Genomic DNA, 25,580 nt, shown 5'->3' on the forward strand with positions numbered 1-25,580 from the left:
CAGCGATCCTGCGTTCCCCGCTGATCTATTTAGAGGGTTATACGCTTGTTTGACCGTTATGATGCTGGTGAGCAGGCGGTACTGGTACACATCTATTTTACGCAAGACAAAGATATGGAAGACCTCCAGGAGTTTGAATCTCTGGTTTCTTCCGCCGGTGTCGAAGCATTGCAGGTGATTACCGGTAGCCGTAAAGCGCCGCACCCAAAGTATTTTGTAGGTGAAGGTAAAGCAGTTGAAATTGCGGAAGCCGTAAAAGCGACGGGTGCTTCGGTCGTTCTTTTTGACCATGCCCTGAGCCCGGCGCAGGAGCGTAACCTGGAGCGTTTGTGCGAGTGTCGTGTTATCGACCGCACCGGCCTTATTTTAGATATTTTCGCCCAACGTGCGCGTACCCATGAGGGTAAGTTGCAGGTTGAGCTGGCGCAGCTGCGCCATCTGGCTACGCGCCTGGTGCGTGGCTGGACCCACCTTGAAAGACAGAAAGGCGGGATCGGTTTGCGTGGTCCGGGTGAAACCCAGCTCGAAACCGACCGTCGTTTGTTGCGTAATCGCATCGTACAGATACAGTCGCGCCTGGAAAGAGTTGAAAAGCAGCGTGAGCAGGGGCGGCAATCACGTATCAAAGCCGACGTCCCTACTGTTTCGCTGGTGGGATATACCAACGCCGGTAAATCTACCCTTTTCAATCGCATCACCGAAGCGCGGGTCTACGCGGCAGACCAGTTGTTTGCCACCCTCGACCCGACGTTGCGGCGTATTGACGTCGCGGATGTCGGTGAAACCGTGCTGGCAGATACCGTAGGGTTTATTCGCCACCTGCCGCACGATCTGGTGGCGGCATTTAAAGCCACGTTACAAGAGACGCGGCAAGCCACATTGCTGCTGCACGTCATTGATGCGGCAGATGTGCGTGTACAAGAAAACATCGAAGCGGTGAATACGGTTCTTGAAGAGATCGATGCTCACGAGATCCCAACTCTGCTGGTGATGAACAAGATCGATATGCTGGAAGATTTCGAACCGCGTATTGATCGGGACGAAGAGAACAAACCGATCCGTGTCTGGCTTTCCGCGCAGACCGGAGCGGGGATACCACAGCTTTTTCAGGCTTTGACGGAGCGGCTTTCCGGCGAGGTGGCGCAGCATACATTGCGTCTGCCACCGCAGGAAGGGCGTCTGAGAAGTCGTTTTTATCAGCTTCAGGCAATAGAAAAAGAGTGGATGGAGGAAGACGGCAGCGTAAGTCTGCAAGTTCGTATGCCGATCGTTGACTGGCGTCGCCTCTGTAAACAAGAACCGACGTTGATCGATTACCTGATCTAACGGCGTAGCGTCTGAAGCGTGGAGTCATATCCTCTGGCGTCGAAAGACAACAGGGATCACCGCATAACAAATATGGAGCACAAACATGGCGTGGAATCAGCCCGGTAATAACGGACAAGACCGCGACCCGTGGGGAAGCAGCAAACCTGGCGGCAACTCTGAGGGAAATGGAAACAAAGGCGGTCGCGATCAAGGGCCACCTGATTTAGATGATATCTTCCGCAAACTGAGCAAAAAGCTCGGTGGTCTGGGCGGCGGTAAAGGCACCGGATCTGGCGGTGGCAGTTCATCGCAAGGCCCGCGCCCGCAGCTTGGCGGTCGTGTCGTTACCATCGCAGCGGCAGCGATTGTCATTATCTGGGCGGCCAGTGGTTTCTACACCATTAAAGAAGCCGAACGCGGCGTGGTAACACGCTTTGGCAAATTCAGCCATCTGGTTGAGCCGGGTCTGAACTGGAAACCGACGTTTATCGACGAAGTCAAACCGGTGAACGTGGAAGCCGTGCGTGAACTGGCCGCTTCTGGTGTGATGCTGACGTCGGACGAGAACGTGGTGCGCGTTGAGATGAACGTGCAGTACCGCGTAACTAATCCGGAAAAATACCTGTATAGCGTGACCAGCCCGGATGACAGCCTGCGTCAGGCTACCGACAGCGCCCTGCGTGGGGTTATCGGTAAATACACTATGGACCGCATTCTGACGGAAGGTCGTACCGTGATTCGTAGCGATACTCAGCGCGAACTGGAAGAGACTATCCGCCCGTATGACATGGGTATCACGCTACTGGACGTCAACTTCCAGGCTGCTCGTCCGCCGGAAGAAGTAAAAGCGGCGTTTGATGATGCGATTGCCGCGCGTGAAAACGAACAGCAATACATTCGTGAAGCAGAAGCGTATACCAACGAAGTTCAGCCGCGTGCGAACGGTCAGGCGCAACGTATCCTCGAAGAGGCGCGTGCGTACAAGGCCCAGACCATCCTGGAAGCTCAGGGTGAAGTGGCGCGCTTTGCTAAACTTCTGCCGGAATATAAAGCCGCGCCGGAAATTACTCGCGAGCGTCTGTATATCGAGACGATGGAAAAAGTGTTGGGTAACACCCGCAAAGTGCTGGTTAACGATAAAGGTGGCAACCTGATGGTTCTGCCGTTAGACCAGATGCTGAAAGGTGGTAACGCCCCTGCGGCGAAGAGCGATAACGGTGCCAGCAATCTGCTGCGTCTGCCGCCAGCCTCTTCCTCCACAACCAGTGGAGCAAGCAACACGTCGTCCACCAGTCAGGGCGATATTATGGACCAACGCCGCGCCAACGCGCAGCGTAACGACTACCAGCGTCAGGGGGAATAACGATGCGTAAGTCAGTTATCGCGATTATCATCATCGTGCTGGTAGTGCTTTACATGTCTGTCTTTGTCGTCAAAGAAGGTGAGCGCGGTATTACGCTGCGTTTTGGTAAGGTACTGCGTGACGATGACAACAAACCTCTGGTTTATGAGCCGGGTCTGCATTTCAAGATACCGTTCATTGAAACGGTGAAAATGCTCGACGCGCGTATTCAGACCATGGACAACCAGGCCGACCGCTTTGTGACCAAAGAGAAGAAAGACCTGATCGTCGACTCTTACATCAAATGGCGCATCAGCGATTTCAGCCGTTACTACCTGGCAACGGGCGGTGGCGACATTTCGCAAGCGGAAGTGCTGTTGAAACGTAAGTTCTCTGACCGTCTGCGTTCTGAAATTGGTCGCCTGGACGTGAAAGACATCGTCACCGATTCCCGTGGTCGTCTGACCCTGGAAGTGCGTGACGCGCTGAACTCCGGTTCTGCGGGTACAGAAGATGAAGTTACTACCCCGGCAGCAGATAACGCCATTGCCGAAGCGGCAGAGCGCGTAACGGCTGAGACGAAGGGCAAAGTTCCGGTCATCAACCCGAACAGTATGGCGGCGCTGGGTATTGAAGTTGTCGATGTGCGTATCAAGCAGATCAACCTGCCGACCGAAGTGTCTGAAGCGATCTACAACCGTATGCGCGCCGAGCGTGAAGCGGTAGCGCGTCGTCACCGTTCACAAGGTCAGGAAGAAGCGGAAAAACTGCGTGCGACTGCTGACTATGAAGTCACCAGAACGCTGGCAGAAGCAGAACGTCAGGGCCGTATCATGCGCGGTGAAGGTGATGCCGAAGCTGCCAAGCTGTTTGCAGACGCATTCAGCAAGGATCCAGACTTCTACGCGTTCATTCGTAGCCTGCGTGCTTATGAGAACAGCTTCTCTGGCAATCAGGACGTGATGGTCATGAGCCCGGACAGCGATTTCTTCCGCTATATGAAGACGCCGAGCTCCGCGACGCGTTAATATAACGACCGCGGTACAGGTCAATAAAGCCACCGCATCCTCAGGGATGTCGGTGGTTTTCTTTTTCTATAAGGATAATGAATGAATTCGACTATCTGGCTGGCGCTTGCCCTGGTTTTAGTGTTGGAAGGTTTAGGGCCGATGCTTTACCCGAAGGCATGGAAGAAGATGATCTCCGCAATGACTAATTTACCCGATAATATTTTACGTCGTTTTGGCGGTGGACTTGTGGTTGCGGGCGTTGTGGTCTACTACATGTTGAGGAAAACGATTGGCTGAGCAAAAAATAGGCTGACTAAGGTCATTTTTGGATGCAAAAAGTGCTGTAACTCTGAAAAAGCGATGGTAGAATCCATTTTTAAGCAAACGGTGATTTTGAAAAATGGGTAACAACGTCGTCGTACTGGGCACCCAATGGGGTGACGAAGGTAAAGGTAAGATCGTCGATCTTCTGACTGAACGGGCTAAATATGTTGTACGCTACCAGGGCGGTCACAACGCAGGCCATACTCTCGTAATCAACGGTGAAAAAACCGTTCTCCATCTTATTCCATCAGGTATTCTCCGCGAGAATGTAACCAGCATCATCGGTAACGGTGTTGTGCTGTCTCCGGCCGCGCTGATGAAAGAGATGAAAGAACTGGAAGACCGTGGCATCCCCGTTCGTGAGCGTCTGCTACTGTCCGAAGCATGTCCGCTGATCCTTGATTATCACGTTGCGCTGGATAACGCGCGTGAGAAAGCGCGTGGTGCGAAAGCGATCGGCACCACCGGTCGTGGTATCGGGCCTGCTTATGAAGATAAAGTGGCACGTCGCGGTCTGCGTGTTGGCGACCTTTTCGACAAAGAAACCTTCGCTGAAAAACTGAAAGAAGTGATGGAATATCACAACTTCCAGTTGGTTAACTATTACAAAGTTGAAGCGGTTGATTACCAGAAAGTTCTGGATGATACGATGGCTGTTGCCGACATCCTGACTTCTATGGTGGTTGACGTTTCTGACCTGCTCGACCAGGCGCGTCAGCGTGGCGATTTCGTCATGTTCGAAGGTGCGCAGGGTACGCTGCTGGATATCGACCACGGTACTTATCCGTACGTAACTTCTTCCAACACCACTGCTGGTGGCGTGGCGACCGGTTCCGGCCTGGGCCCGCGTTATGTTGATTACGTTCTGGGTATCCTCAAAGCTTACTCTACTCGTGTAGGTGCAGGTCCGTTCCCGACCGAACTGTTTGATGAAACTGGCGAGTTCCTCTGCAAGCAGGGTAACGAATTCGGCGCAACTACGGGTCGTCGTCGTCGTACCGGCTGGCTGGATACCGTTGCCGTTCGTCGTGCGGTACAGCTGAACTCTCTGTCTGGCTTCTGCCTGACCAAACTGGACGTTCTGGATGGCCTGAAAGAGGTGAAACTCTGCGTGGCTTACCGTATGCCGGATGGTCGCGAAGTGACTACCACTCCGCTGGCAGCTGACGACTGGAAAGGTGTAGAGCCGATTTACGAAACCATGCCGGGCTGGTCTGAATCCACCTTCGGCGTGAAAGAACGTAGCGGCCTGCCGCAGGCGGCGCTGAACTACATCAAGCGCATTGAAGAGCTGACCGGTGTACCGATCGATATCATCTCTACCGGCCCGGATCGTACTGAAACCATGATTCTGCGCGACCCGTTCGACGCGTAATTCTGTGACGCCCGGCAGATATTTTGCCTGCTGGGCTAACAGTGTGATACATTGCTGTGTCGGGTAAGCCATTACGCTATCCGACACAGTGTTAAATCCTCGCTTTTTTCCTTCCCCAAACTGAAATAAATTAGCGACACAGCTTGTGGCTGGTTTATCATCAATATAAATGTATTTTTTCCCGATTTCCCTTTTTTGAGGTTGATGTGCAGTTAACGAGTTTCACTGATTACGGATTACGTGCGCTGATCTACATGGCATCATTGCCAGAAGGGCGGATGACCAGTATTTCTGAAGTGACTGACGTCTACGGCGTCTCCCGTAATCATATGGTCAAAATAATCAATCAACTTAGTCGTGCCGGCTACGTGACTGCTGTTCGTGGAAAAAATGGCGGCATTCGCCTGGGTAAACCGGCGAGTGCGATACGTATTGGTGATGTGGTGCGCGAGCTGGAACCTTTATCGCTGGTGAATTGCAGTAGTGAGTTTTGCCACATTACACCTGCCTGTCGGTTGAAACAGGCACTTTCTAAGGCCGTGCAAAGTTTTCTTACGGAACTGGATAACTACACGCTTGCCGATTTGGTTGAAGAGAATCAACCGCTTTATAAATTATTGCTGGTGGAGTGACGAAAATCTTCATCAGAGATGACAACGGAGGAACCGAGATGTCACAAGATCCTTTCCAGGAACGCGAAGCTGAAAAATACGCGAATCCCATCCCTAGCCGGGAATTTATCCTCGAACATTTAACCAAACGTGAAAAACCGGCCAGCCGTGATGAGCTGGCGGTAGAGCTGCACATTGAAGGCGAAGAGCAGCTTGAAGGCCTGCGTCGCCGCCTGCGCGCGATGGAGCGCGATGGTCAACTGGTCTTCACTCGCCGTCAGTGCTATGCGCTGCCGGAACGCCTCGACCTGGTGAAAGGTACCGTTATTGGCCACCGTGATGGCTACGGCTTTCTGCGGGTTGAAGGACGTAAAGATGATTTGTATCTCTCCAGCGAGCAGATGAAAACCTGCATTCATGGCGATCAGGTGCTGGCGCAGCCGCTGGGCGCTGACCGTAAAGGTCGTCGTGAAGCGCGTATTGTTCGCGTACTGGTGCCAAAAACCAGCCAGATTGTTGGTCGCTACTTTACCGAAGCGGGCGTCGGCTTTGTGGTTCCTGACGACAGCCGTCTGAGCTTCGATATCTTAATCCCGCCCGATCAGATCATGGGCGCGCGGATGGGCTTTGTGGTGGTTGTTGAACTGACCCAACGCCCGACTCGTCGTACCAAAGCGGTGGGTAAAATCGTCGAAGTCCTTGGCGATAATATGGGTACCGGCATGGCGGTTGATATCGCTCTGCGTACTCATGAAATTCCGTACATCTGGCCGCAGGCTGTTGAGCAACAGGTTGCCGGGCTGAAAGAAGAAGTGCCGGAAGAAGCAAAAGCGGGTCGTGTCGATCTGCGCGATTTACCGCTGGTCACCATTGATGGCGAAGACGCCCGTGACTTTGACGATGCAGTTTACTGCGAGAAAAAACGCGGCGGCGGTTGGCGTTTATGGGTCGCGATTGCCGACGTCAGCTACTATGTGCGTCCGCCAACACCGCTGGACAGCGAAGCGCGTAACCGTGGTACGTCGGTGTACTTCCCTTCGCAGGTTATCCCGATGCTGCCGGAAGTGCTCTCTAACGGCCTGTGCTCGCTCAATCCGCAGGTAGACCGCCTGTGTATGGTGTGCGAGATGACCATTTCGTCGAAAGGCCGCCTGACTGGCTACAAATTCTATGAAGCGGTGATGAGCTCTCACGCGCGTCTGACCTACACCAAAGTCTGGCATATTCTGCAGGGCGATCAGGATCTGCGCGAGCAGTACGCGCCGCTGGTTAAGCATCTCGAAGAGTTGCATAACCTCTATAAAGTGCTGGATAAAGCCCGTGAAGAACGCGGTGGGATCTCATTTGAGAGCGAAGAAGCGAAGTTCATTTTCAACGCTGAACGCCGTATTGAGCGTATCGAACAGACCCAACGGAACGACGCACACAAGTTAATTGAAGAGTGCATGATTCTGGCGAATATCTCGGCGGCGCGTTTCGTTGAGAAAGCCAAAGAACCGGCACTGTTCCGTATTCACGACAAGCCGAGCACCGAAGCGATTACCTCTTTCCGTTCAGTGCTGGCGGAGTTGGGGCTGGAACTGCCGGGCGGTAACAAGCCGGAACCGCGTGACTACGCGGAACTGCTGGAGTCGGTTGCCGATCGTCCTGATGCAGAAATGCTGCAAACCATGCTGCTACGCTCGATGAAACAGGCGATTTACGATCCGGAAAACCGTGGTCACTTCGGTCTGGCATTGCAGTCCTATGCGCACTTCACTTCGCCGATTCGTCGTTATCCTGACCTGACGTTGCACCGCGCCATTAAGTATCTGCTGGCGAAAGAGCAGGGGCATCAGGGCAACACCACTGAAACCGGCGGCTACCATTATTCGATGGAAGAGATGCTGCAACTGGGTCAGCACTGTTCGATGGCGGAACGTCGTGCCGACGAAGCAACGCGCGATGTGGCTGACTGGCTGAAGTGTGACTTCATGCTCGACCAGGTGGGCAACGTCTTTAAAGGCGTTATTGCCAGCGTCACCGGCTTTGGCTTCTTTGTTCGACTCGACGACCTGTTCATTGATGGTCTGGTCCATGTCTCTTCGCTGGACAATGACTACTATCGCTTTGACCAGGTAGGGCAACGCCTGATGGGTGAATCCAGCGGCCAGACTTATCGCCTGGGCGATCGCGTGGAAGTTCGCGTCGAAGCGGTTAATATGGACGAGCGCAAAATCGACTTTAGCCTGATCTCCAGCGAACGCGCTCCGCGCAACGTTGGTAAAACGGCGCGCGAGAAAGCGAAAAAAGGCGATGCAGGCAAAAAAGGCGGCAAGCGTCGTCAGGTCGGTAAAAAGGTAAACTTTGAGCCAGACAGTGCCTTCCGCGGCGAGAAAAAACCGAAGCCGAAAGCGGCGAAGAAAGACGCGAGAAAAGCGAAAAAGCCATCGGCGAAAACGCAGAAAATAGCCGCAGCGACCAAAGCGAAGCGTGCGGCGAAGAAAAAAGTGGCAGAGTGATCATTACCCTCTTCAAACAGAAGAGGGTTAGATTGCTGACAAAATGCGCTTTGTTCATGCCGGATGCGGCGTGAACGCCTTATCCGGCCTACATAATCACGCAAATTCAATATATTGCAGGGACCATGTAGGCCGGATAAACGTAGTGCATCAGGCAAAACGTAAACAACGAGTACATTAATGAGCGAAATGATTTACGGCATCCACGCAGTGCAGGCCCTGCTGGAGCGCGCCCCTGAACGTTTTCAGGAAGTCTTTATTTTAAAAGGCCGTGAAGATAAACGTCTGTTACCGCTGATTCACGCCCTTGAGTCCCAGGGCGTGGTTATCCAGCTGGCAAACCGCCAATATCTCGATGAGAAAAGCGACGGTGCCGTGCATCAGGGCATTATCGCCCGTGTGAAACCAGGACGGCAGTATCAGGAAAACGATCTGCCGGATCTGATCGCTTCGCTCGATCAACCGTTTCTGCTGATCCTCGACGGTGTAACCGATCCGCACAACCTCGGCGCGTGCCTGCGTAGCGCGGACGCCGCTGGCGTTCATGCGGTGATTGTGCCGAAAGATCGCTCCGCACAGCTCAACGCCACGGCGAAAAAAGTAGCCTGCGGCGCGGCAGAAAGCGTTCCGCTGATTCGGGTGACTAACCTTGCGCGCACCATGCGTATGTTGCAGGAAGAGAACATCTGGATCGTCGGTACGGCAGGCGAGGCGGATCATACGCTCTATCAGAGCAAAATGACCGGACGACTGGCGCTGGTGATGGGCGCGGAAGGTGAAGGTATGCGTCGCCTGACTCGTGAACATTGCGACGAGTTGATCAGCATCCCAATGGCAGGAAGTGTTTCTTCGCTGAACGTTTCGGTTGCGACTGGAATTTGCTTATTTGAAGCGGTTCGCCAGCGCAGCTAATCCCTCTGATTTAAGAAAAACCATCCAGATTTGGATGGTTTTTTTTTATCTATAGCTGGTAAGATAATTACGCTCTATAAATATTCACCTTATTAATAATTAAATTTAATATATATGGAATAATATATGATATGGAATCCGTTGGCGCTGGCGACAGCGCTGCAAGCTGTACCTGAACAAAATATTGATGTAACAAATAGTGAAAGTGCATTAATTATTAAAATGAATGATTACGGCGATTTGCAAATCAATGTTCTTTTTACTTCTCGCCAGATGATTATCGAAACATTTATTTGTCCGGTAAGCTATATCAATAATCCAAATGAATTTAATACATTCCTTTTAAGAAATCAGAAAATTATGCCGCTATCATCGGTGGGGATCTCCAGCGTGCAACAGGAAGAGTATTACATTGTTTTCGGGGCGTTATCGCTTAAATCTTCTCTTGAAGATATCCTGCTTGAGATAACCTCGCTGGTAGATAATGCATTGGATCTGGCTGAAATTACAGAAGAATATTCACACTAATTACAAGGACGGGTATTTATGGGAATTTTAAAAAGTTTATTTACGCTGGGGAAATCGTTTATCTCCCAGGCGGAAGAATCCATTGAAGAAACTCAAGGCGTGCGCATGCTGGAACAACATATTCGCGACGCCAAAGCTGAACTGGATAAAGCCGGAAAATCTCGCGTCGATCTGCTGGCGCGGGTGAAATTAAGTAACGATAAGCTGAAAGATTTACGCGAGCGTAAAACCAGTCTGGAAGCCCGTGCGCTGGAAGCATTAAGCAAGAACGTTAACCCATCGTTAATTAACGAAGTCGCCGAAGAAATTGCGCGCCTTGAGAATCTTATTACCGCTGAAGAACAGGTGTTGTCGAATCTGGAAGTCTCCCGCGATGGTGTGGAAAAAGCCGTTACGGCAACGGCACAGCGTATTTCCCAGTTTGAGCAACAAATGGAAGTCGTTAAAGCTACTGAAGCCATGCAGCGTGCGCAGCAGGCCGTAACGACCTCGACCGTTGGCGCCTCTTCCAGCGTTTCGACAGCGGCAGAGTCATTAAAACGCCTGCAAACGCGTCAGGCTGAACGTCAGGCTCGACTGGATGCTGCCGCACAGCTGGAGAAAGTCGCAGACGGTCGCGATCTTGACGAAAAGCTGGCGGAAGCCGGAATTGGCGGCACCAATAAAAGTAGCGCCCAGGATGTACTGGCGAGACTGCAACGCCAACAGGGCGAGTAATTTTTTGCCAGCCTCACTAAAAGGCTGGCAACTATTTTAAGGATAAAATATGTCTGGTTTTTTCCAGCGTCTGTTTGGCAAGGATAATAAGCCTGCCATCGCTCGCGGTCCGCTGGGACTTCATCTCAATAGTGGCTTTACGCTCGACACGTTAGCGTTTCGTTTGCTGGAAGATGAATTGCTGATTGCGCTGCCGGGTGAGGAATTTACGGTAGCCGCTGTCAGCCACATCGATCTGGGCGGCGGTAGCCAGATTTTCCGCTACTACACTTCGGGCGATGAATTTCTGCAAATCAATACCACCGGCGGCGAAGATATTGATGACATTGATGATATCAAGCTCTTTGTCTATGAAGAGAGCTACGGTATCAGTAAAGAGAGTCACTGGCGCGAGGCGATCAACGCCAAAGCGATGGGGGCAATGACCTTAAACTGGCAGGAAAAACGCTGGCAGCGATTTTTTAACAGCGAAGAACCGGGAAATATTGAACCCGTCTACATGCTGGAAAAAGTAGAAAATCAAAACCATGCCAAATGGGAGGTCCATAATTTTACCATGGGCTACCAACGGCAAGTGACCGAAGATACTTACGAATATTTGCTGTTAAATGGTGAGGAATCTTTTAACGATCTCGGCGAGCCGGAGTGGTTATTTTCGCGCGCGCTGGGCGTCGATATCCCGCTGACATCACTTAATATTATTGGTTAATTACAGGGACGTTTACGATGCATATACTGGATTCACTTCTTGCTTTTAGCGCCTATTTTTTTATTGGCGTGGCGATGATAATTATTTTTCTGTTTATCTACTCCAAAATTACACCGCACAACGAATGGCAATTAATCAAAAACAATAATACCGCGGCGTCACTGGCATTCAGCGGTACATTGTTGGGTTACGTGATCCCCTTATCCAGTGCGGCAATCAATGCGGTGAGCATTCCGGATTATTTCGCCTGGGGCGGGATTGCACTGGTGATTCAGTTACTCGTTTTTGCTGGTGTCAGACTTTATATGCCCGCATTAAGCGAAAAAATTATTAATCACAATACCGCAGCAGGAATGTTTATGGGAACCGCCGCGCTGGCTGGCGGTATTTTTAACGCAGCTTGTATGACATGGTAATGGACGATCATGGCCAGAAAACGCAAATCAAGAAATAACAGTAAAATTGGTCACGGAGCGATCAGTCGCATTGGTAGACCGAATAATCCTTTTGAGCCACGCCGCAATCGCTACGCACAAAAATACTTAACGTTGGTGTTAATGGGGGGAGCCGCTTTTTTCGTATTGAAAAGTTGTGGCGATAGTGGCGATGTTGATAACGACGGTGATGGAACGTTTTACTCGACTGTGCAGGATTGTATTGATGACGGTAATAATGCAGACATTTGCGCGCGTGGCTGGAATAACGCCAAAGCGGCATTTTATGCCGATGTTCCGAAGAATATGACTCAGCAGAATTGTCAGTCTAAGTACGAAAATTGCTACTACGACAATGTTGAACAGAGTTGGATCCCGGTAATATCTGGATTTTTGTTAAGCCGGGTTATTCGTAAAGATCGCGATGAGCAGTTTGTTTATAACAGCGGTGGATCCTCATTTGCTTCCCGCCCCGTCTGGCGCAACACTTCCGGTGATTACTCCTGGCGCTCCGGTTCTGGCAAAAAAGAGTCTTATTCCACGGGCGGCTTTACCACCAAAAAAGCGTCTACCGTTTCGCGCGGCGGCTATGGTCGTTCTTCCAGCGCCCGTGGGCATTGGGGAGGCTAATCATGCTGAGACACAACGTTCCTGTGCGGCGGGATCTGGACCGGATTGCCGCCGATAACGGATTTGACTTTCATATCATCGACAATGAAATCTATTGGGATGAGAGTCGGGCTTACCGTTTTACTCTGCGCCAGATTGAAGAGAAGATCGAAAAACCGACTGCGGAACTGCATCAGATGTGCCTTGAGGTGGTGGATCGCGCGGTTAAAGACGAAGAGATCCTGACGCAACTGGCGATCCCTCCGTTGTACTGGGATGTGATCGCTGAAAGCTGGCGCGCCCGCGATCCTTCGCTGTATGGCCGTATGGATTTTGCCTGGTGTGGTAATGCGCCGGTTAAGTTGCTGGAGTACAACGCCGATACGCCAACTTCATTGTACGAGTCGGCTTATTTCCAGTGGTTGTGGCTGGAAGATGCCCGGCGCAGCGGCGTTATTCCGCGCGATGCCGATCAGTACAATGCCATTCAGGAGCGCCTGATTTCACGCTTTAGCGAGCTTTATAGCCGGGAGCCGTTTTATTTTTGCTGCTGTCAGGACACCGACGAAGACAGGAGTACCGTGCTGTACTTGCAGGACTGCGCTCAGCAGGCAGGACAGGAGTCGCGGTTTATCTACATTGAAGATCTCGGTTTGGGCGTCGGCGGTGTACTGACCGATCTTGATGATAATGTCATCCAGCGTGCATTTAAGCTGTACCCGCTGGAGTGGATGATGCGTGACGATAACGGTCCGCTGCTGCGCAAGCGTCGTGAGCAGTGGGTGGAGCCGTTATGGAAAAGTATCTTGAGTAATAAAGGGCTAATGCCGCTGCTTTGGCGCTTCTTCCCTGGTCATCCTAACCTTCTTGCATCCTGGTTTGAGGGCGAAAAACCGCAGATCGCCGCTGGCGAAAGCTATGTGCGTAAACCGATCTACTCACGCGAGGGCGGTAACGTCACCATTTTCGACGGCCAGAATAACGTCGTTGACCACGCTGATGGTGATTACGCCGATGAACCGATGATCTATCAGGCGTTTCAACCGCTACCGCGATTTGGCGATAGTTACACGCTGATTGGTAGCTGGATTGTCGATGATGAAGCGTGTGGTATGGGGATTCGTGAAGATAACACGCTGATCACTAAAGACACTTCGCGTTTTGTTCCGCACTACATTGCGGGTTAAGAATGTTTTAGCAATCTCTTTCTGTCAGGAATCCGTGGCAGTGACCATACTAATGGTGACTGCCATTGATGGAGGGAGACACAGTGCACTGGCAAACTCACACTGTTTTTAATCAACCTATACCCTTAAATAACAGCAATTTATACCTGTCTGATGGCGCGCTCTGCGAAGCGGTAACGCGCGAAGGCGCTGGTTGGGATAGCGATTTTCTCGCCAGTATTGGTCAGCAACTCGGAACGGCAGAATCCCTTGAACTGGGGCGGCTGGCGAATGTAAACCCACCTGAACTGTTGCGCTACGATGCCCAGGGGCGACGTCTGGACGATGTCCGTTTCCATCCCGCATGGCACCTGCTGATGCAGGCGTTATGTACCAATCGGGTACACAACCTGGCCTGGGAAGAAGATGCTCGTTCTGGCGCATTTGTGGCGCGGGCGGCGCGTTTTATGTTGCACGCGCAGGTTGAAGCCGGGTCGTTATGCCCGATAACGATGACCTTTGCCGCTACGCCATTGCTGTTACAGATGCTACCGGCGCCGTTTCAGGACTGGACCACGCCGCTGTTGAGCGATCGCTACGACTCCCACTTATTGCCCGGCGGGCAAAAACGCGGCTTGTTGATTGGCATGGGAATGACGGAAAAGCAGGGCGGTTCCGATGTGATGAGCAACACCACTCGCGCCGAACGTCTGGACGATGGGTCTTATCGGCTGGTGGGGCATAAATGGTTTTTCTCGGTGCCACAAAGCGACGCGCATCTGGTGCTGGCACAGACCACGGGCGGTTTGTCCTGCTTTTTTGTGCCGCGATTTTTGCCTGACGGGCAACGCAACGCGATTCGACTGGAGCGCCTGAAAGATAAGCTGGGTAATCGTTCCAATGCCAGTTGCGAAGTGGAGTTTCAGGATGCCATTGGCTGGTTGTTGGGTCAGGAAGGGGAAGGGATTCGCCTGATTCTGAAAATGGGCGGGATGACGCGTTTTGATTGTGCTCTGGGTAGCCATGCCATGATGCGTCGCGCGTTCTCGCTGGCGATTTATCACGCTCATCAACGCCATGTATTTGGTAATCCGTTAATCGAACAGCCCCTTATGCGCCATGTCTTAAGTCGCATGGCGCTTCAGCTTGAAGGGCAAACAGCGTTGTTGTTTCGTTTGGCGCGGGCGTGGGATCGGCGTGCCGATGCCAAAGAAGCCCTGTGGGCGCGTTTATTTACGCCTGCGGCGAAATTTGTTACCTGCAAACGTGGCATTCCGTTTGTGGCTGAAGCGATGGAGGTGCTGGGCGGTATTGGCTATTGCGAAGAGAGCGAACTACCGCGACTTTATCGGGAGATGCCAGTGAACAGCATCTGGGAAGGCTCTGGCAATATTATGTGCCTCGATGTGCTGCGCGTTCTTAATAAGCAAGCGGGAGTATACGACTTGCTGTCGGAAGCGTTTATGGAAGTGAAAGGGCAAGATCGTTATTTTGATCGCGCGGTTCGTCGTTTACAGCAGCAGTTGCGTAAGCCAGCTGAAGAACTGGGGCGAGAGATTACTCATCAGCTATTCCTGCTGGGCTGCGGTGCGCAAATGTTGAAATATGCTTCTCCGCCAATGGCACAGGCGTGGTGTCAGGTGATGTTAAATACGCGCGGTGGCGTGCGGTTGTCAGAGCAGATCCAGAATGATTTATTGCTGCGGGCGACGGGGGGAGTGTGTTTGTAAGCGTATACGACGCTGGTTTCGATTAACTAAATGAAATATGTGAAAATTGTAGGCCGGACAAGGCGCTCGCGCCGTATCCGGCATTGTTCATTCGCTGCAGATGACACTCACGCATACAGTATCGCCTGTACACGCCAGTTATCGGGCTGTTGGTCTTCGTACATGGTAATAATGCGGTACCATGACGCACCTTGTTCATCGGCCTTTAACGCCACGATACGTTCCACGTCCTGCGGATCCCCTGAAATATTGCTAACCGAGATCTGACCTATTTCATTCAGGCCCGTCACGCAGTCAGCACTGGCGAATTCTGCAGACTGTGCCGTGGCGCTCGCAGGGCAAGTCACTAATTGCAGCGAGGGTGAGGCAAGTAATTGTTTCATCGTCAGCTCCATTTTTCGTTTCCCCACATGTGGCAGGGCATTCCATCGCGGTAATAAACGCCCGAGCTTCCCGCCGGTAATTTATTGTGCACAGGTAAACGCATAGGGACGCAAAGCAATGTAAAGCTGGCTGTATAAGTTGTCTGATTTATTTACGGTATATACTCGTCATACTTCAAGTTGCATGTGCTGCGTCTGCGTTCACTCACCCCAGTCACTTACTTATGTAAGCTCCTGGGGATTCACTCGCTTGTCGCCTTCCTGCAACTCGAATTATTTAGAGTATAAAATGGCTTGTGAATACCACTGTCCTGTCACGATGGTTTCATCCACCATTACGACAACGTAATAATCAGCTTTTGCAGCGACAGCTTTCGCTCTGATTTCTGCTAATGCGTCATCCGGAGAGCCCCGTACCATCGTGCTTACGCTACCTATTCGCTGTAACCCTTGTGTCTGGTCGCGGCGAATCTCTTGCGGATGGTCCGTTACTGGCGGTGCTGGCTGTGGCGTACCTTGCAGTGCGCTACAGGCGCTTAGCATCAACACCAATAATAAACTGGCAAACCGATAAATAACGCTATTACGTTTCCTGCTAACCATAGTGTAGTGCCTTATTTATTTAACTTGAGGGGAATGTTCCCGAATTGTTACCTGGTACGCGATTTTCGAATGAAAACGTTGTGAAAGCGTAATCCACATCTCAACATTATGAACTAATACGGTCAGCAGAAACTTGTGCTAAGGATTTCTTCATGTCATACCAGACTCAAAGGAGAAAAAGATGATTGAATTAGAATCACGCGTGCTGGCTGATATTCCCGTTCTTCACGCTTATCCCGTAGGGCAAAAAGAAATCCCGTTACCGTGTGTGATTTTTTATCACGGATTTACTTCATCCAGCCTGGTTTATAGTTATTTTGCCGTCGCGCTGGCGCAGGCGGGTTTGCGGGTGATCATGCCGGATGCGCCCAATCACGGTAGCCGTTTTAGTGGCGACGCAGCGCGGCGTTTAAATCAATTCTGGCAAATCTTGCTACAAAGTATGCAGGAATTCACTACTTTACGTGCGGCAATAGCCGAAGAAAACTGGCTGCTTGATGAACGCCTGGCGGTTGGTGGTGCGTCAATGGGCGCAATGACGGCACTGGGAATTACCGCTCGCCACCCCACGGTGAAATGTACCGCCAGCATGATGGGGTCTGGCTATTTTACATCGCTCGCCCGTTCACTGTTTCCACCGCTGATACCTGAAACGCCAGCACAGCAAAACGAATTTAATAACATTATTGCTCCACTGGCAGAGTGGGAAGCGACAAACCACCTGGACGAACTGGGAAGCAGGCCACTGCTGTTGTGGCATGGCCTTGACGATGATGTTGTGCCTGCCGAGGAATCACTACGTTTGCAGCAGGCATTAAGAGAAACGGGACGAGATAAACAGTTAACCTGTTTATGGCAGCCTGGCGTGCGCCACCGTATTACACCCGAGGCGTTAGATGCTGCGGTGACATTTTTCCACCAGCATCTTTAAACACGCAGAATGCTGACCCCTTGCGCTTCCAGTTGTTGCAGGATTTCCGGGTTAGCATTTTTGCCGGTGATCAGCATATCGATTTGATCGGCACGGCTAAAAAGCATCCCCGCGCGTTCGCCAATCTTACTGCTATCGACCAGCACTACCAGTTTCCCTACCACGCTCAGCATCTTCTGCTCTGCCATCGCTGTCAGCATATCGGTTTTATATAACCCTTCTGCGGTCAGCCCTTTGCCGCTGGTAAACATCCAGTGCCCGGCATAGAGACTGTTTTCGCTGCCCTGTGGGCTTAAGGTGATGGACTGACTTTTGTTGTACTGCCCGCCCATGATGATCACGCTGTCATGTTCCTGATCGATCAGATAGTTTGCCAGCGGGAGATAATTAGTGATGATTTGCACCGGTTTGCCACACATTTCCCGGCCGAGCAGAAATGCGGTAGAGCCGCAGTTGATGACCACGCTTTCGCCCGGATTAACCAACTGCGAGGCCGCTTTAGCGATACGTACTTTTTCATCGTGATTCTGCGCCTGATGCAGATTCATCGGCGTCCATCGCGGGCGCTGCTGGGTAATCGCTTCAGCGCCGTTGCGCACTTTCTTCAGTTTGCCGCTTTCGTCGAGTTTATTGATATCGCGTCGCGCAGTGGCAGGCGAAATTCCCAGACGCTCAACGACTTTCTCCACGGTCACAAAGCCCAATTGTGCGAGCATTTCCAGGAGGATTTGATGTCTTTGTGCTTCAGTCATGAGCTATTCCGATAAAATTTGATTTTTTTAGATGATATTTGAAATAGCCAGGAAATACTACGCCGGATAGCGCGAACAGATCCACGCTACCCGGTATAAACGACAGATTACAGGAACGATTTGAACGGCAGATCCGGTTCAATGGTGAAGCAATCGTCAAAACCACGCGGATAGTGATACTCGAAGTTATCTTTATCCAACGGCCAGGTAAACTTGCCACCGACCTGCCAGATAAACGGCTTAAAGCCATACTTCAGACGATCTTTTTTCATCTCCCACAGTACACGGATTTCCTGCGGATCGGCCTGGAAGTTTGACCAGATATCATGGTGGAACGGGATAACTACTTTCGCATTCAACGCTTCGCCCATACGCAGCATATCGGCGCTGGTCATTTTGTCGGTAATACCGCGAGGGTTCTCACCGTACGATCCTAACGCCACGTCGATCTGATGCTCGTTGCCATGTTTTGCATAGTAGTTAGAGTAGTGGGAATCGCCGCTGTGATACAAGGAGCCGCCCGGTGTTTTGAACAGATAGTTTACTGCGCGATCGTCCATGCCATCTGGCAGCACGCCAGCCGCTTTTTGATCCGCTGGTAGGGTGATCAGTGCAGTACGGTCGAACGCGTCAAGGGCATGAATTTCAATGTCTTTCACTTTTACCACATCGCCTGGTTTGACCACGATGCAACGCTCTTTCGGTACTCCCCAGCCAATCCATAAATCCACGCAGGTTTTCGGTCCGATAAATGGTACATCATCAGCGCAGTTTTGCATCACGGCGGCGGCCACGTTGACGTCGATGTGATCGTTATGATCGTGAGTAGCCAGTACGGCGTCGATCTGGCGAATCGCAAACGGATCAAGAACAAACGGGGTGGTACGCAGGTTTGGCTGCAGTTTTTTCACGCCAGCCATACGCTGCATCTGGTGACCCTGTTTCATCAGCGGGTTACCGTGACTTTGTTTGCCAGTACCGCACCAGAAATCAACGCAAACGTTGGTGCCACCTTCCGATTTCAGCCAGATCCCAGTACAACCGAGCCACCACATCGCGAATGTACCAGGAGCTACCTGCTCTTGTTCAATTTCTTCATTCAGCCAGCTACCCCACTCCGGGAAAGTGCTCAGGATCCAGGATTCACGGGTGATACTTTTCACTTTACTCATCGCCATTTACCTTCATGATGTTCAATTTTAATCAATATGTGATTGGTTTTGATTAATCCTGACACTATTTTTTCAGGAAGGCAATGACCATTTTTTGACTTTTTGCCAGGGGAATTGTTGTTGATTTTGAGATTGGAAAGATTTAATGGAATGTGTAATTCATTTAACTGAATGAATTTAAATGAGTAATTGTTTCGCCGCATGAATCCTACTCTATCCATGTGGAATTATTTGCGTGCCGCGTCACATTTAATCATAAATAATCTTGTTGTGATTATTTTTGAAAATTAGAGTGAATGCACAACATTCCGGGTGTGCGGAATACCCGGTTACCTCTTCTTCAGGAGATCGTTATGGAGATCCTCTACAACATCTTTACCGTTTTTTTTAATCAGGTAATGACCAATGCCCCGCTGTTACTGGGTATCGTGACCTGCCTGGGTTACATCCTATTGCGCAAAAGTGTCAGCGTTATTATTAAAGGTACGATTAAAACCATAATTGGTTTCATGTTGTTGCAGGCAGGGTCCGGCATCCTGACCAGCACCTTCAAACCGGTGGTGGCGAAAATGTCGGAAGTCTACGGTATCAACGGTGCGATTTCAGATACTTACGCTTCGATGATGGCCACTATCGAGCGCATGGGCGATGCCTATAGCTGGGTAGGGTACGCGGTGCTGCTGGCACTGGCGCTGAACATTTGTTACGTGCTGCTGCGTCGTATTACCGGTATTCGCACCATCATGCTGACCGGCCACATTATGTTTCAGCAGGCGGGGCTGATTGCCGTCACGCTGTTCATCTTTGGCTACTCCATGTGGACCACCATTATCTGCACGGCGATTCTGGTTTCGCTCTACTGGGGCATTACCTCCAACATGATGTACAAGCCTACTCAGGAAGTGACGGATGGCTGCGGTTTCTCCATCGGTCACCAGCAGCAGTTTGCATCATGGATTGCTTATAAAGTCGCGCCGTTCCTGGGCAAAAAAGAGGAGAGCGTTGAAGACCTCAAACTGCCTGGCTGGCTGAACATTTTCCACGACAACATCGTCTCCACGGCGATTGTCATGACCATCTTCTTTGGCGCCATTCTGCTCTCCTTCGGTATCGATACCGTGCAGGCGATGGCAGGTAAAGTGCACTGGACGGTCTACATCCTGCAAACCGGTTTCTCCTTTGCGGTGGCGATCTTCATCATCACTCAGGGCGTGCGCATGTTTGTGGCGGAACTCTCTGAAGCATTTAACGGTATCTCCCAGCGCCTGATCCCAGGTGCGGTTCTGGCGATTGACTGTGCGGCTATCTATAGCTTCGCGCCGAACGCCGTGGTCTGGGGCTTTATGTGGGGCACCATCGGTCAGCTGATTGCGGTTGGTATCCTGGTCGCCTGCGGCTCCTCGATCCTGATTATTCCCGGCTTTATCCCGATGTTCTTCTCCAACGCCACCATCGGCGTGTTCGCTAACCACTTCGGCGGCTGGCGTGCGGCGCTGAAGATTTGTCTGGTGATGGGGATGATCGAAATCTTTGGTTGCGTCTGGGCGGTGAAACTTACCGGTATGAGTGCCTGGATGGGTATGGCGGACTGGTCGATTCTGGCACCGCCGATGATGCAGGGCTTCTTCTCCATCGGTATCGCCTTTATGGCCGTCATCATTGTAATTGCACTGGCTTATATGTTCTTCGCTGGCCGCGCACTGCGCGCAGAAGAAGATGCAGAAAAACAACTGGCAGAACAGTCTGCTTAATAAGGAGTTTTGATTATGACCGTACGTATTCTGGCTGTGTGTGGCAACGGACAAGGCAGTTCCATGATCATGAAGATGAAAGTGGACCAGTTTTTAACCCAGTCGAACATCGACCACACGGTAAACAGCTGCGCGGTTGGCGAGTACAAAAGCGAGTTGAGTGGCGCGGATATCATCATCGCGTCTACCCATATCGCGGGCGAAATCACCGTGACCGGCAACAAATACGTGGTTGGCGTGCGCAACATGCTCTCTCCGGCTGACTTTGGCCCGAAACTGCTGGAAGTGATCAAAGAACATTTCCCGCAGGACGTGAAGTAAGGGCGCGCCATGAAATTACGTGATTCGCTGGCTGAAAATAAATCCATCCGTTTGCAGGCTGAAGCTGAAACCTGGCAGGACGCAGTGAAAATCGGCGTTGACCTGCTGGTGGCGGCGGATGTTGTCGAGCCGCGTTACTTCCAGGCGATTCTGGATGCGGTTGAACAGCACGGTCCGTACTTTGTGCTCGCACCAGGCCTGGCAATGCCGCACGGTCGCCCGGAAGAGGGCGTTAAGAAAACCGGTTTTGCGCTGGTAACGCTGAAAAAGCCGCTGGAGTTCAACCACGAAGATAACGACCCGGTGGATATCCTCATCACTATGGCGGCGGTTGATGCCAACACCCACCAGGAAGTGGGCATCATGCAGATCGTCAACCTGTTTGAAGATGAAGAGAATTTCGACCGTTTACGTGCCTGCCGTACCGAGCAGGAAGTACTGGATCTCATTGACCGCACCAACGCGGCAGCTTAAGAAGGAATTGAAGATGTCATTACCGATGTTGCAAGTCGCGCTGGACAACCAGACTATGGATAGCGCCTACGAAACCACTCGCCTGATTGCCGAAGAAGTCGACATTATCGAAGTGGGCACCATTCTGTGCGTGGGCGAAGGCGTGCGTGCGGTTCGCGATCTGAAAGCGCTTTACCCACACAAAATCGTGCTGGCAGACGCCAAAATTGCCGATGCGGGCAAAATCCTTTCTCGTATGTGCTTCGAAGCCAACGCTGACTGGGTGACCGTGATTTGCTGTGCGGATATCAACACCGCCAAAGGTGCGCTGGACGTGGCAAAAGAGTTTAACGGCGACGTGCAGATCGAACTGACCGGTTACTGGACCTGGGAACAGGCGCAGCAGTGGCGTGACGCAGGCATTCAGCAGGTGGTTTATCACCGCAGCCGTGACGCGCAGGCCGCAGGCGTGGCATGGGGCGAAGCAGATATCACCGCGATCAAACGTCTTTCCGATATGGGCTTCAAAGTCACCGTCACCGGTGGCCTGGCGCTGGAAGATCTGCCGCTGTTCAAAGGTATTCCGATTCATGTGTTTATCGCGGGTCGCAGCATCCGTGATGCCGCCTCTCCGGTTGAAGCCGCACGTCAGTTCAAACGTTCCATCGCCGAACTGTGGGGCTAAGGAGCGGATATGTTGTCCAAACAAATCCCGCTTGGCATCTATGAAAAAGCGCTCCCCGCCGGGGAGTGCTGGCTGGAACGACTGCAACTGGCAAAAACGCTGGGCTTCGATTTTGTCGAGCTGTCGGTAGATGAAACGGACGCTCGCCTGTCGCGCCTCGACTGGAGCCGCGAGCAGCGTCTGGCGCTGGTGAATGCGATTGTTGAAACCGGCGTGCGCGTGCCGTCCATGTGCCTTTCGGCCCATCGTCGTTTCCCGCTGGGCAGCGAAGATGACGCGGTGCGGGCGCAGGGGCTGGAGATTATGCGCAAAGCTATCCAGTTCGCCCAGGATGTCGGTATTCGCGTGATCCAGCTGGCGGGCTATGACGTTTACTATCAGGAAGCCAATAACGAAACGCGTCGTCGTTTCCGTGACGGCCTGAAAGAGAGCGTTGAGATGGCAAGCCGCGCGCAGGTGACGCTGGCGATGGAGATCATGGATTATCCGTTGATGAACTCCATCAGCAAGGCGCTGGGCTACGCGCACTATCTCAACAATCCGTGGTTCCAGCTCTACCCGGATATCGGCAACCTGTCGGCGTGGGACAACGATGTGCAGATGGAGTTGCAGGCCGGAATCGGGCATATCGTCGCGGTACATGTGAAAGACACCAAACCGGGCGTCTTCAAAAACGTGCCGTTTGGCGAAGGTGTAGTGGATTTCGAACGTTGTTTCGAAACGCTCAAACAGAGTGGCTATTGCGGGCCGTACCTGATTGAGATGTGGAGCGAAACGGCGGAAGACCCGGCGGCAGAAGTGGCGAAAGCGCGTGACTGGGTAAAAGCGCGCATGGTCAAAGCGGGCATGGTGGAGGCGGCATAATGCAAAAGCTGAAACAGCAGGTGTTTGAAGCCAACATGGATCTGCCGCGTTACGGGCTGGTGACCTTTACCTGGGGCAACGTCAGCGCCATTGACCGCGAACGCGGGCTGGTGGTGATCAAGCCCAGCGGCGTCGCCTACGAAACCATGAAAGCGGCCGATATGGTGGTGGTTGATATGAGCGGCAAGGTGGTGGAAGGGGCGTATCGCCCATCTTCCGACACCGCGACGCATCTCGAACTCTACCGTCGTTACCCGTCGTTGGGCGGCATTGTCCATACCCACTCCACTCATGCCACCGCATGGGCGCAGGCGGGGCTGGCGATCCCGGCGTTAGGCACTACGCACGCCGACTACTTCTTTGGTGATATCCCGTGTACGCGCGGGTTAAGCGAAGAAGAGGTGCAGGGCGAGTACGAACTGAACACCGGCAAAGTGATTATCGAAACGCTGGGCAACGCCGAGCCTCTACATACGCCGGGAATTGTGGTGTATCAGCACGGACCGTTCGCCTGGGGGAAAGATGCCCACGACGCGGTGCATAACGCGGTAGTGATGGAAGAAGTGGCGAAAATGGCGTGGATTGCGCGCAGTATTAACCCACAACTCAATCACATCGACAGCTTCCTCATGAATAAACACTTCATGCGTAAGCACGGTCCCAACGCCTATTACGGGCAGAAGTAAAACACGCGCTGCGGAAATTTCCTTCTTCGGGAGATAACTGGTCTGATTCCGCAGCCGTTTTTCAAAAAAATGCCCCCGGAGAAGGGGGCAAAGCAAACTATGGCAATGTTTCGTTGGTTATACCTGGTGCTAGCGATAAATATCCGCGCTGGCGTGCATATTGCCGTTACTCCCCGGTTCTCGCATCAGAATCACGTGGTAGTACGTTGCGCCTTGCGCATCTGTCTCTTCATTCAGTGCCTGGCGAGCTTCACTTTCAGTGGCGAAGTTATGGTTGATATAAATCACGCCTAAGCTCTGTACGTCGTCCATATTTCTGGCCTGGTGGTTATTAATTTCAATGGCTGCCCATGTATTTGCACTTAGCAAAAGCACAGCCAGAAGGGCTAAAACACGACTGAACATAGATACCTCCTCGACGGCTGACTTTGTGTGCTCTCCTCTGTGATGATCTTCTGATTTAATTTTAATCAATGATAAAGAAGTTGATGGTGACCATTTCTGATGCAGTTGTTCGAAAAAACACTGTGACGGAATGTGATGAACTTCAAATCAGCGAGTTAGTTCTTTTGAGCGAAAGATGAGATTTATTTGTCGGCTGGCCTTGAGTTTAGCGGGGCATACAAGTACTATAACGCGTCATTTTTCAGCCGACCTTTAACACGTTCCTTGCCTCCCCGGGATTCGGCTGACCCAGACAGGAGGCTGAATAATCCGTAAGGAGCAATTCGATGCGTCATTACGAAATCGTTTTTATGGTCCATCCTGACCAGAGCGAACAGGTTCCGGGCATGATCGAGCGCTACACTGCTGCCATCACTGGTGCAGAAGGCAAGATCCACCGTCTGGAAGACTGGGGCCGCCGTCAGCTGGCTTACCCGATCAACAAACTGCACAAAGCTCACTACGTTCTGATGAACGTTGAAGCTCCGCAGGAAGTGATCGATGAGCTGGAAACTACCTTCCGCTTCAACGATGCCGTTATCCGCAGCATGGTTATGCGTACCAAGCACGCTGTTACCGAAGCATCTCCGATGGTTAAAGCGAAAGACGAGCGCCGTGAGCGTCGCGATGATTTCGCAAACGAAACCGCAGATGATGCTGAAGCTGGGGATTCTGAAGAGTAATTTCTGATGACCAACCGTCTGGTGTTGTCCGGCACCGTGTGCAGGACTCCCCTTCGAAAGGTCAGTCCATCAGGAATTCCTCACTGCCAGTTCGTGCTTGAGCATCGTTCTGTGCAGGAGGAAGCCGGTTTTCACCGGCAGGCGTGGTGCCAAATGCCCGTTATTGTTAGCGGACACGAAAACCAGGCCATTACTCACAGTATAACGGTCGGCAGTCGCATAACCGTTCAGGGGTTCATTTCATGCCACAAGGCAAAGAACGGACTGAGCAAAATGGTTTTGCATGCCGAGCAGATTGAATTGATAGATTCTGGAGACTAGCCATATGGCACGTTATTTCCGTCGTCGCAAGTTCTGCCGTTTCACCGCGGAAGGCGTTCAAGAGATCGACTATAAAGATATCGCTACGCTGAAAAACTACATCACCGAAAGCGGTAAGATTGTCCCAAGCCGTATCACCGGTACCCGTGCAAAATACCAGCGTCAGCTGGCTCGCGCTATCAAACGCGCTCGCTACCTGTCCCTGCTGCCGTACACTGATCGCCATCAGTAATCGGTCACGGTCCATTAATACGA

General features: G+C 51.8%; 30 protein-coding genes. 25 read left to right on the top strand and 5 right to left on the bottom strand.

The features are described 5' to 3' along the window. The first annotated feature begins 45 nt into the window (after positions 1-45). The 15 genes from hflX to FFT88_RS09250 all read left to right on the top strand — a co-directional run bounded on the left by hflX (position 46) and on the right by FFT88_RS09250 (position 15,276). Positions 46-1,326 carry a ribosome rescue GTPase HflX gene (gene hflX / locus FFT88_RS09180; RefSeq protein WP_105290100.1) on the top strand — a complete coding sequence of 427 codons (1,281 nt, stop codon included), beginning with the start codon at positions 46-48 and terminating at the stop codon, positions 1,324-1,326. Between the two features lie 85 nt (positions 1,327-1,411). After that, positions 1,412-2,671, top strand: coding sequence for an FtsH protease activity modulator HflK (gene hflK / locus FFT88_RS09185; protein ID WP_000312488.1), 1,260 nt, complete (start codon positions 1,412-1,414; stop codon positions 2,669-2,671). A gap of 2 nt (positions 2,672-2,673) precedes the next feature. Further along, on the top strand, positions 2,674-3,678 hold the full coding sequence (hflC, locus tag FFT88_RS09190; protein WP_001232411.1) for a protease modulator HflC: 1,005 nt from the start codon (positions 2,674-2,676) through the stop codon (positions 3,676-3,678). A gap of 81 nt (positions 3,679-3,759) precedes the next feature. Next, entirely contained in the window at positions 3,760-3,957 is a 198-nt protein-coding gene (locus FFT88_RS09195) for a DUF2065 domain-containing protein (protein WP_001089295.1), read from the top strand. Positions 3,958-4,060: 103 nt separating this feature from the next. Next, entirely contained in the window at positions 4,061-5,359 is a 1,299-nt protein-coding gene (gene purA, locus FFT88_RS09200; RefSeq protein ID WP_135405696.1) for an adenylosuccinate synthase, read from the top strand. A gap of 206 nt (positions 5,360-5,565) precedes the next feature. Continuing rightward, complete coding sequence (gene nsrR, locus FFT88_RS09205; RefSeq protein ID WP_001177639.1) at positions 5,566-5,991, top strand: nitric oxide-sensing transcriptional repressor NsrR; 426 nt, start codon at positions 5,566-5,568, stop codon at positions 5,989-5,991. A gap of 38 nt (positions 5,992-6,029) precedes the next feature. Beyond that, positions 6,030-8,471, top strand: a complete 2,442-nt coding sequence (gene rnr, locus FFT88_RS09210; RefSeq protein WP_130216725.1) for a ribonuclease R — start codon at positions 6,030-6,032, stop codon at positions 8,469-8,471. 180 nt (positions 8,472-8,651) lie between these two features. Next, positions 8,652-9,383, top strand: a complete 732-nt coding sequence (gene rlmB / locus FFT88_RS09215; RefSeq protein ID WP_001293282.1) for a 23S rRNA (guanosine(2251)-2'-O)-methyltransferase RlmB — start codon at positions 8,652-8,654, stop codon at positions 9,381-9,383. A 126-nt stretch (positions 9,384-9,509) separates the two neighbouring features. Then, on the top strand, positions 9,510-9,911 hold the full coding sequence (locus FFT88_RS09220) for a DUF2170 family protein (protein WP_135405697.1): 402 nt from the start codon (positions 9,510-9,512) through the stop codon (positions 9,909-9,911). Between the two features lie 18 nt (positions 9,912-9,929). Beyond that, positions 9,930-10,628, top strand: coding sequence for a PspA/IM30 family protein (locus FFT88_RS09225; RefSeq protein ID WP_130216723.1), 699 nt, complete (start codon positions 9,930-9,932; stop codon positions 10,626-10,628). 49 nt (positions 10,629-10,677) lie between these two features. Then, positions 10,678-11,337, top strand: a complete 660-nt coding sequence (locus FFT88_RS09230) for a YjfK family protein (RefSeq protein ID WP_135405698.1) — start codon at positions 10,678-10,680, stop codon at positions 11,335-11,337. Between the two features lie 17 nt (positions 11,338-11,354). Continuing rightward, a complete protein-coding gene (locus tag FFT88_RS09235) occupies positions 11,355-11,753 on the top strand; it encodes a DUF350 domain-containing protein (RefSeq protein ID WP_130221769.1) in 399 nt (132 codons plus the stop codon). A gap of 9 nt (positions 11,754-11,762) precedes the next feature. Further along, positions 11,763-12,401: a DUF1190 domain-containing protein gene (locus FFT88_RS09240; protein WP_135405699.1), complete on the top strand. Its 639-nt coding sequence runs from the start codon at positions 11,763-11,765 to the stop codon at positions 12,399-12,401. Positions 12,402-12,403: 2 nt separating this feature from the next. Next, the gene (locus FFT88_RS09245; RefSeq protein WP_135405700.1) at positions 12,404-13,567 is read left to right on the top strand and encodes a glutathionylspermidine synthase family protein; all 1,164 of its coding nucleotides are present in this window, start codon (positions 12,404-12,406) and stop codon (positions 13,565-13,567) included. Between the two features lie 83 nt (positions 13,568-13,650). Then, positions 13,651-15,276, top strand: coding sequence for an isovaleryl-CoA dehydrogenase (locus FFT88_RS09250; RefSeq protein ID WP_135405701.1), 1,626 nt, complete (start codon positions 13,651-13,653; stop codon positions 15,274-15,276). Between the two features lie 107 nt (positions 15,277-15,383). Here the strand turns inward: FFT88_RS09250 and yjfN are convergent, their stop codons facing one another. Beyond that, entirely contained in the window at positions 15,384-15,659 is a 276-nt protein-coding gene (yjfN, locus tag FFT88_RS09255; protein ID WP_001517630.1) for a DUF1471 family protease activator YjfN, read from the bottom strand. Positions 15,660-15,932: 273 nt separating this feature from the next. Beyond that, positions 15,933-16,262: a biofilm peroxide resistance protein BsmA gene (bsmA, locus tag FFT88_RS09260; RefSeq protein WP_064525807.1), complete on the bottom strand. Its 330-nt coding sequence runs from the start codon at positions 16,260-16,262 to the stop codon at positions 15,933-15,935. Between the two features lie 181 nt (positions 16,263-16,443). Here bsmA and yjfP point away from each other — a divergent pair, with 181 nt between their 5' ends. Continuing rightward, on the top strand, positions 16,444-17,193 hold the full coding sequence (yjfP, locus tag FFT88_RS09265; protein WP_135405702.1) for an esterase: 750 nt from the start codon (positions 16,444-16,446) through the stop codon (positions 17,191-17,193). Here yjfP and ulaR read toward each other — a convergent pair. Both ulaR and ulaG read right to left on the bottom strand, forming a co-directional pair. Then, positions 17,190-17,945: an HTH-type transcriptional regulator UlaR gene (gene ulaR, locus FFT88_RS09270; protein WP_000133631.1), complete on the bottom strand. Its 756-nt coding sequence runs from the start codon at positions 17,943-17,945 to the stop codon at positions 17,190-17,192. The genes yjfP and ulaR overlap by 4 nt on opposite strands. A gap of 107 nt (positions 17,946-18,052) precedes the next feature. Then, positions 18,053-19,117, bottom strand: coding sequence for an L-ascorbate 6-phosphate lactonase (gene ulaG / locus FFT88_RS09275; protein WP_001295191.1), 1,065 nt, complete (start codon positions 19,115-19,117; stop codon positions 18,053-18,055). Between the two features lie 353 nt (positions 19,118-19,470). Here ulaG and ulaA point away from each other — a divergent pair, with 353 nt between their 5' ends. The 6 genes from ulaA to ulaF are packed head-to-tail and all read left to right on the top strand — an operon-like array spanning position 19,471 to position 23,877. Beyond that, a complete protein-coding gene (gene ulaA, locus FFT88_RS09280; protein ID WP_001355100.1) occupies positions 19,471-20,868 on the top strand; it encodes a PTS ascorbate transporter subunit IIC in 1,398 nt (465 codons plus the stop codon). 15 nt (positions 20,869-20,883) lie between these two features. Next, positions 20,884-21,189 carry a PTS ascorbate transporter subunit IIB gene (ulaB, locus tag FFT88_RS09285; RefSeq protein ID WP_000218362.1) on the top strand — a complete coding sequence of 102 codons (306 nt, stop codon included), beginning with the start codon at positions 20,884-20,886 and terminating at the stop codon, positions 21,187-21,189. A gap of 9 nt (positions 21,190-21,198) precedes the next feature. Then, on the top strand, positions 21,199-21,663 hold the full coding sequence (gene ulaC, locus FFT88_RS09290; RefSeq protein ID WP_135405703.1) for a PTS ascorbate transporter subunit IIA: 465 nt from the start codon (positions 21,199-21,201) through the stop codon (positions 21,661-21,663). A gap of 13 nt (positions 21,664-21,676) precedes the next feature. Further along, positions 21,677-22,327, top strand: coding sequence for a 3-keto-L-gulonate-6-phosphate decarboxylase UlaD (gene ulaD, locus FFT88_RS09295; protein ID WP_000056760.1), 651 nt, complete (start codon positions 21,677-21,679; stop codon positions 22,325-22,327). Between the two features lie 9 nt (positions 22,328-22,336). Continuing rightward, positions 22,337-23,191, top strand: coding sequence for an L-ribulose-5-phosphate 3-epimerase UlaE (ulaE, locus tag FFT88_RS09300; RefSeq protein WP_135405704.1), 855 nt, complete (start codon positions 22,337-22,339; stop codon positions 23,189-23,191). Further along, on the top strand, positions 23,191-23,877 hold the full coding sequence (ulaF, locus tag FFT88_RS09305) for an L-ribulose-5-phosphate 4-epimerase UlaF (RefSeq protein ID WP_135405705.1): 687 nt from the start codon (positions 23,191-23,193) through the stop codon (positions 23,875-23,877). The genes ulaE and ulaF overlap by 1 nt, the downstream gene beginning before the upstream one ends. 129 nt (positions 23,878-24,006) lie before the next feature. Here ulaF and yjfY read toward each other — a convergent pair whose 3' ends face one another. Beyond that, on the bottom strand, positions 24,007-24,282 hold the full coding sequence (gene yjfY, locus FFT88_RS09310) for a DUF1471 family protein YjfY (RefSeq protein ID WP_000492914.1): 276 nt from the start codon (positions 24,280-24,282) through the stop codon (positions 24,007-24,009). Positions 24,283-24,608: 326 nt separating this feature from the next. On the opposite strand from yjfY, the gene rpsF reads away from it, so the two are divergent. From rpsF to rpsR, 3 genes are read left to right on the top strand one after another with little or no spacing between them, the layout of a single operon-like run. Next, positions 24,609-25,004 carry a 30S ribosomal protein S6 gene (gene rpsF, locus FFT88_RS09315; RefSeq protein WP_001216676.1) on the top strand — a complete coding sequence of 132 codons (396 nt, stop codon included), beginning with the start codon at positions 24,609-24,611 and terminating at the stop codon, positions 25,002-25,004. A gap of 6 nt (positions 25,005-25,010) precedes the next feature. Further along, positions 25,011-25,325, top strand: coding sequence for a primosomal replication protein N (priB, locus tag FFT88_RS09320; RefSeq protein WP_001296681.1), 315 nt, complete (start codon positions 25,011-25,013; stop codon positions 25,323-25,325). A 4-nt stretch (positions 25,326-25,329) separates the two neighbouring features. Then, positions 25,330-25,557: a 30S ribosomal protein S18 gene (gene rpsR / locus FFT88_RS09325; RefSeq protein WP_000135199.1), complete on the top strand. Its 228-nt coding sequence runs from the start codon at positions 25,330-25,332 to the stop codon at positions 25,555-25,557. Positions 25,558-25,580: the final 23 nt, after the last annotated feature.

Source organism: Escherichia sp. E4930 (genome assembly GCF_005845405.1).
Classification (GTDB): domain Bacteria; phylum Pseudomonadota; class Gammaproteobacteria; order Enterobacterales; family Enterobacteriaceae; genus Escherichia.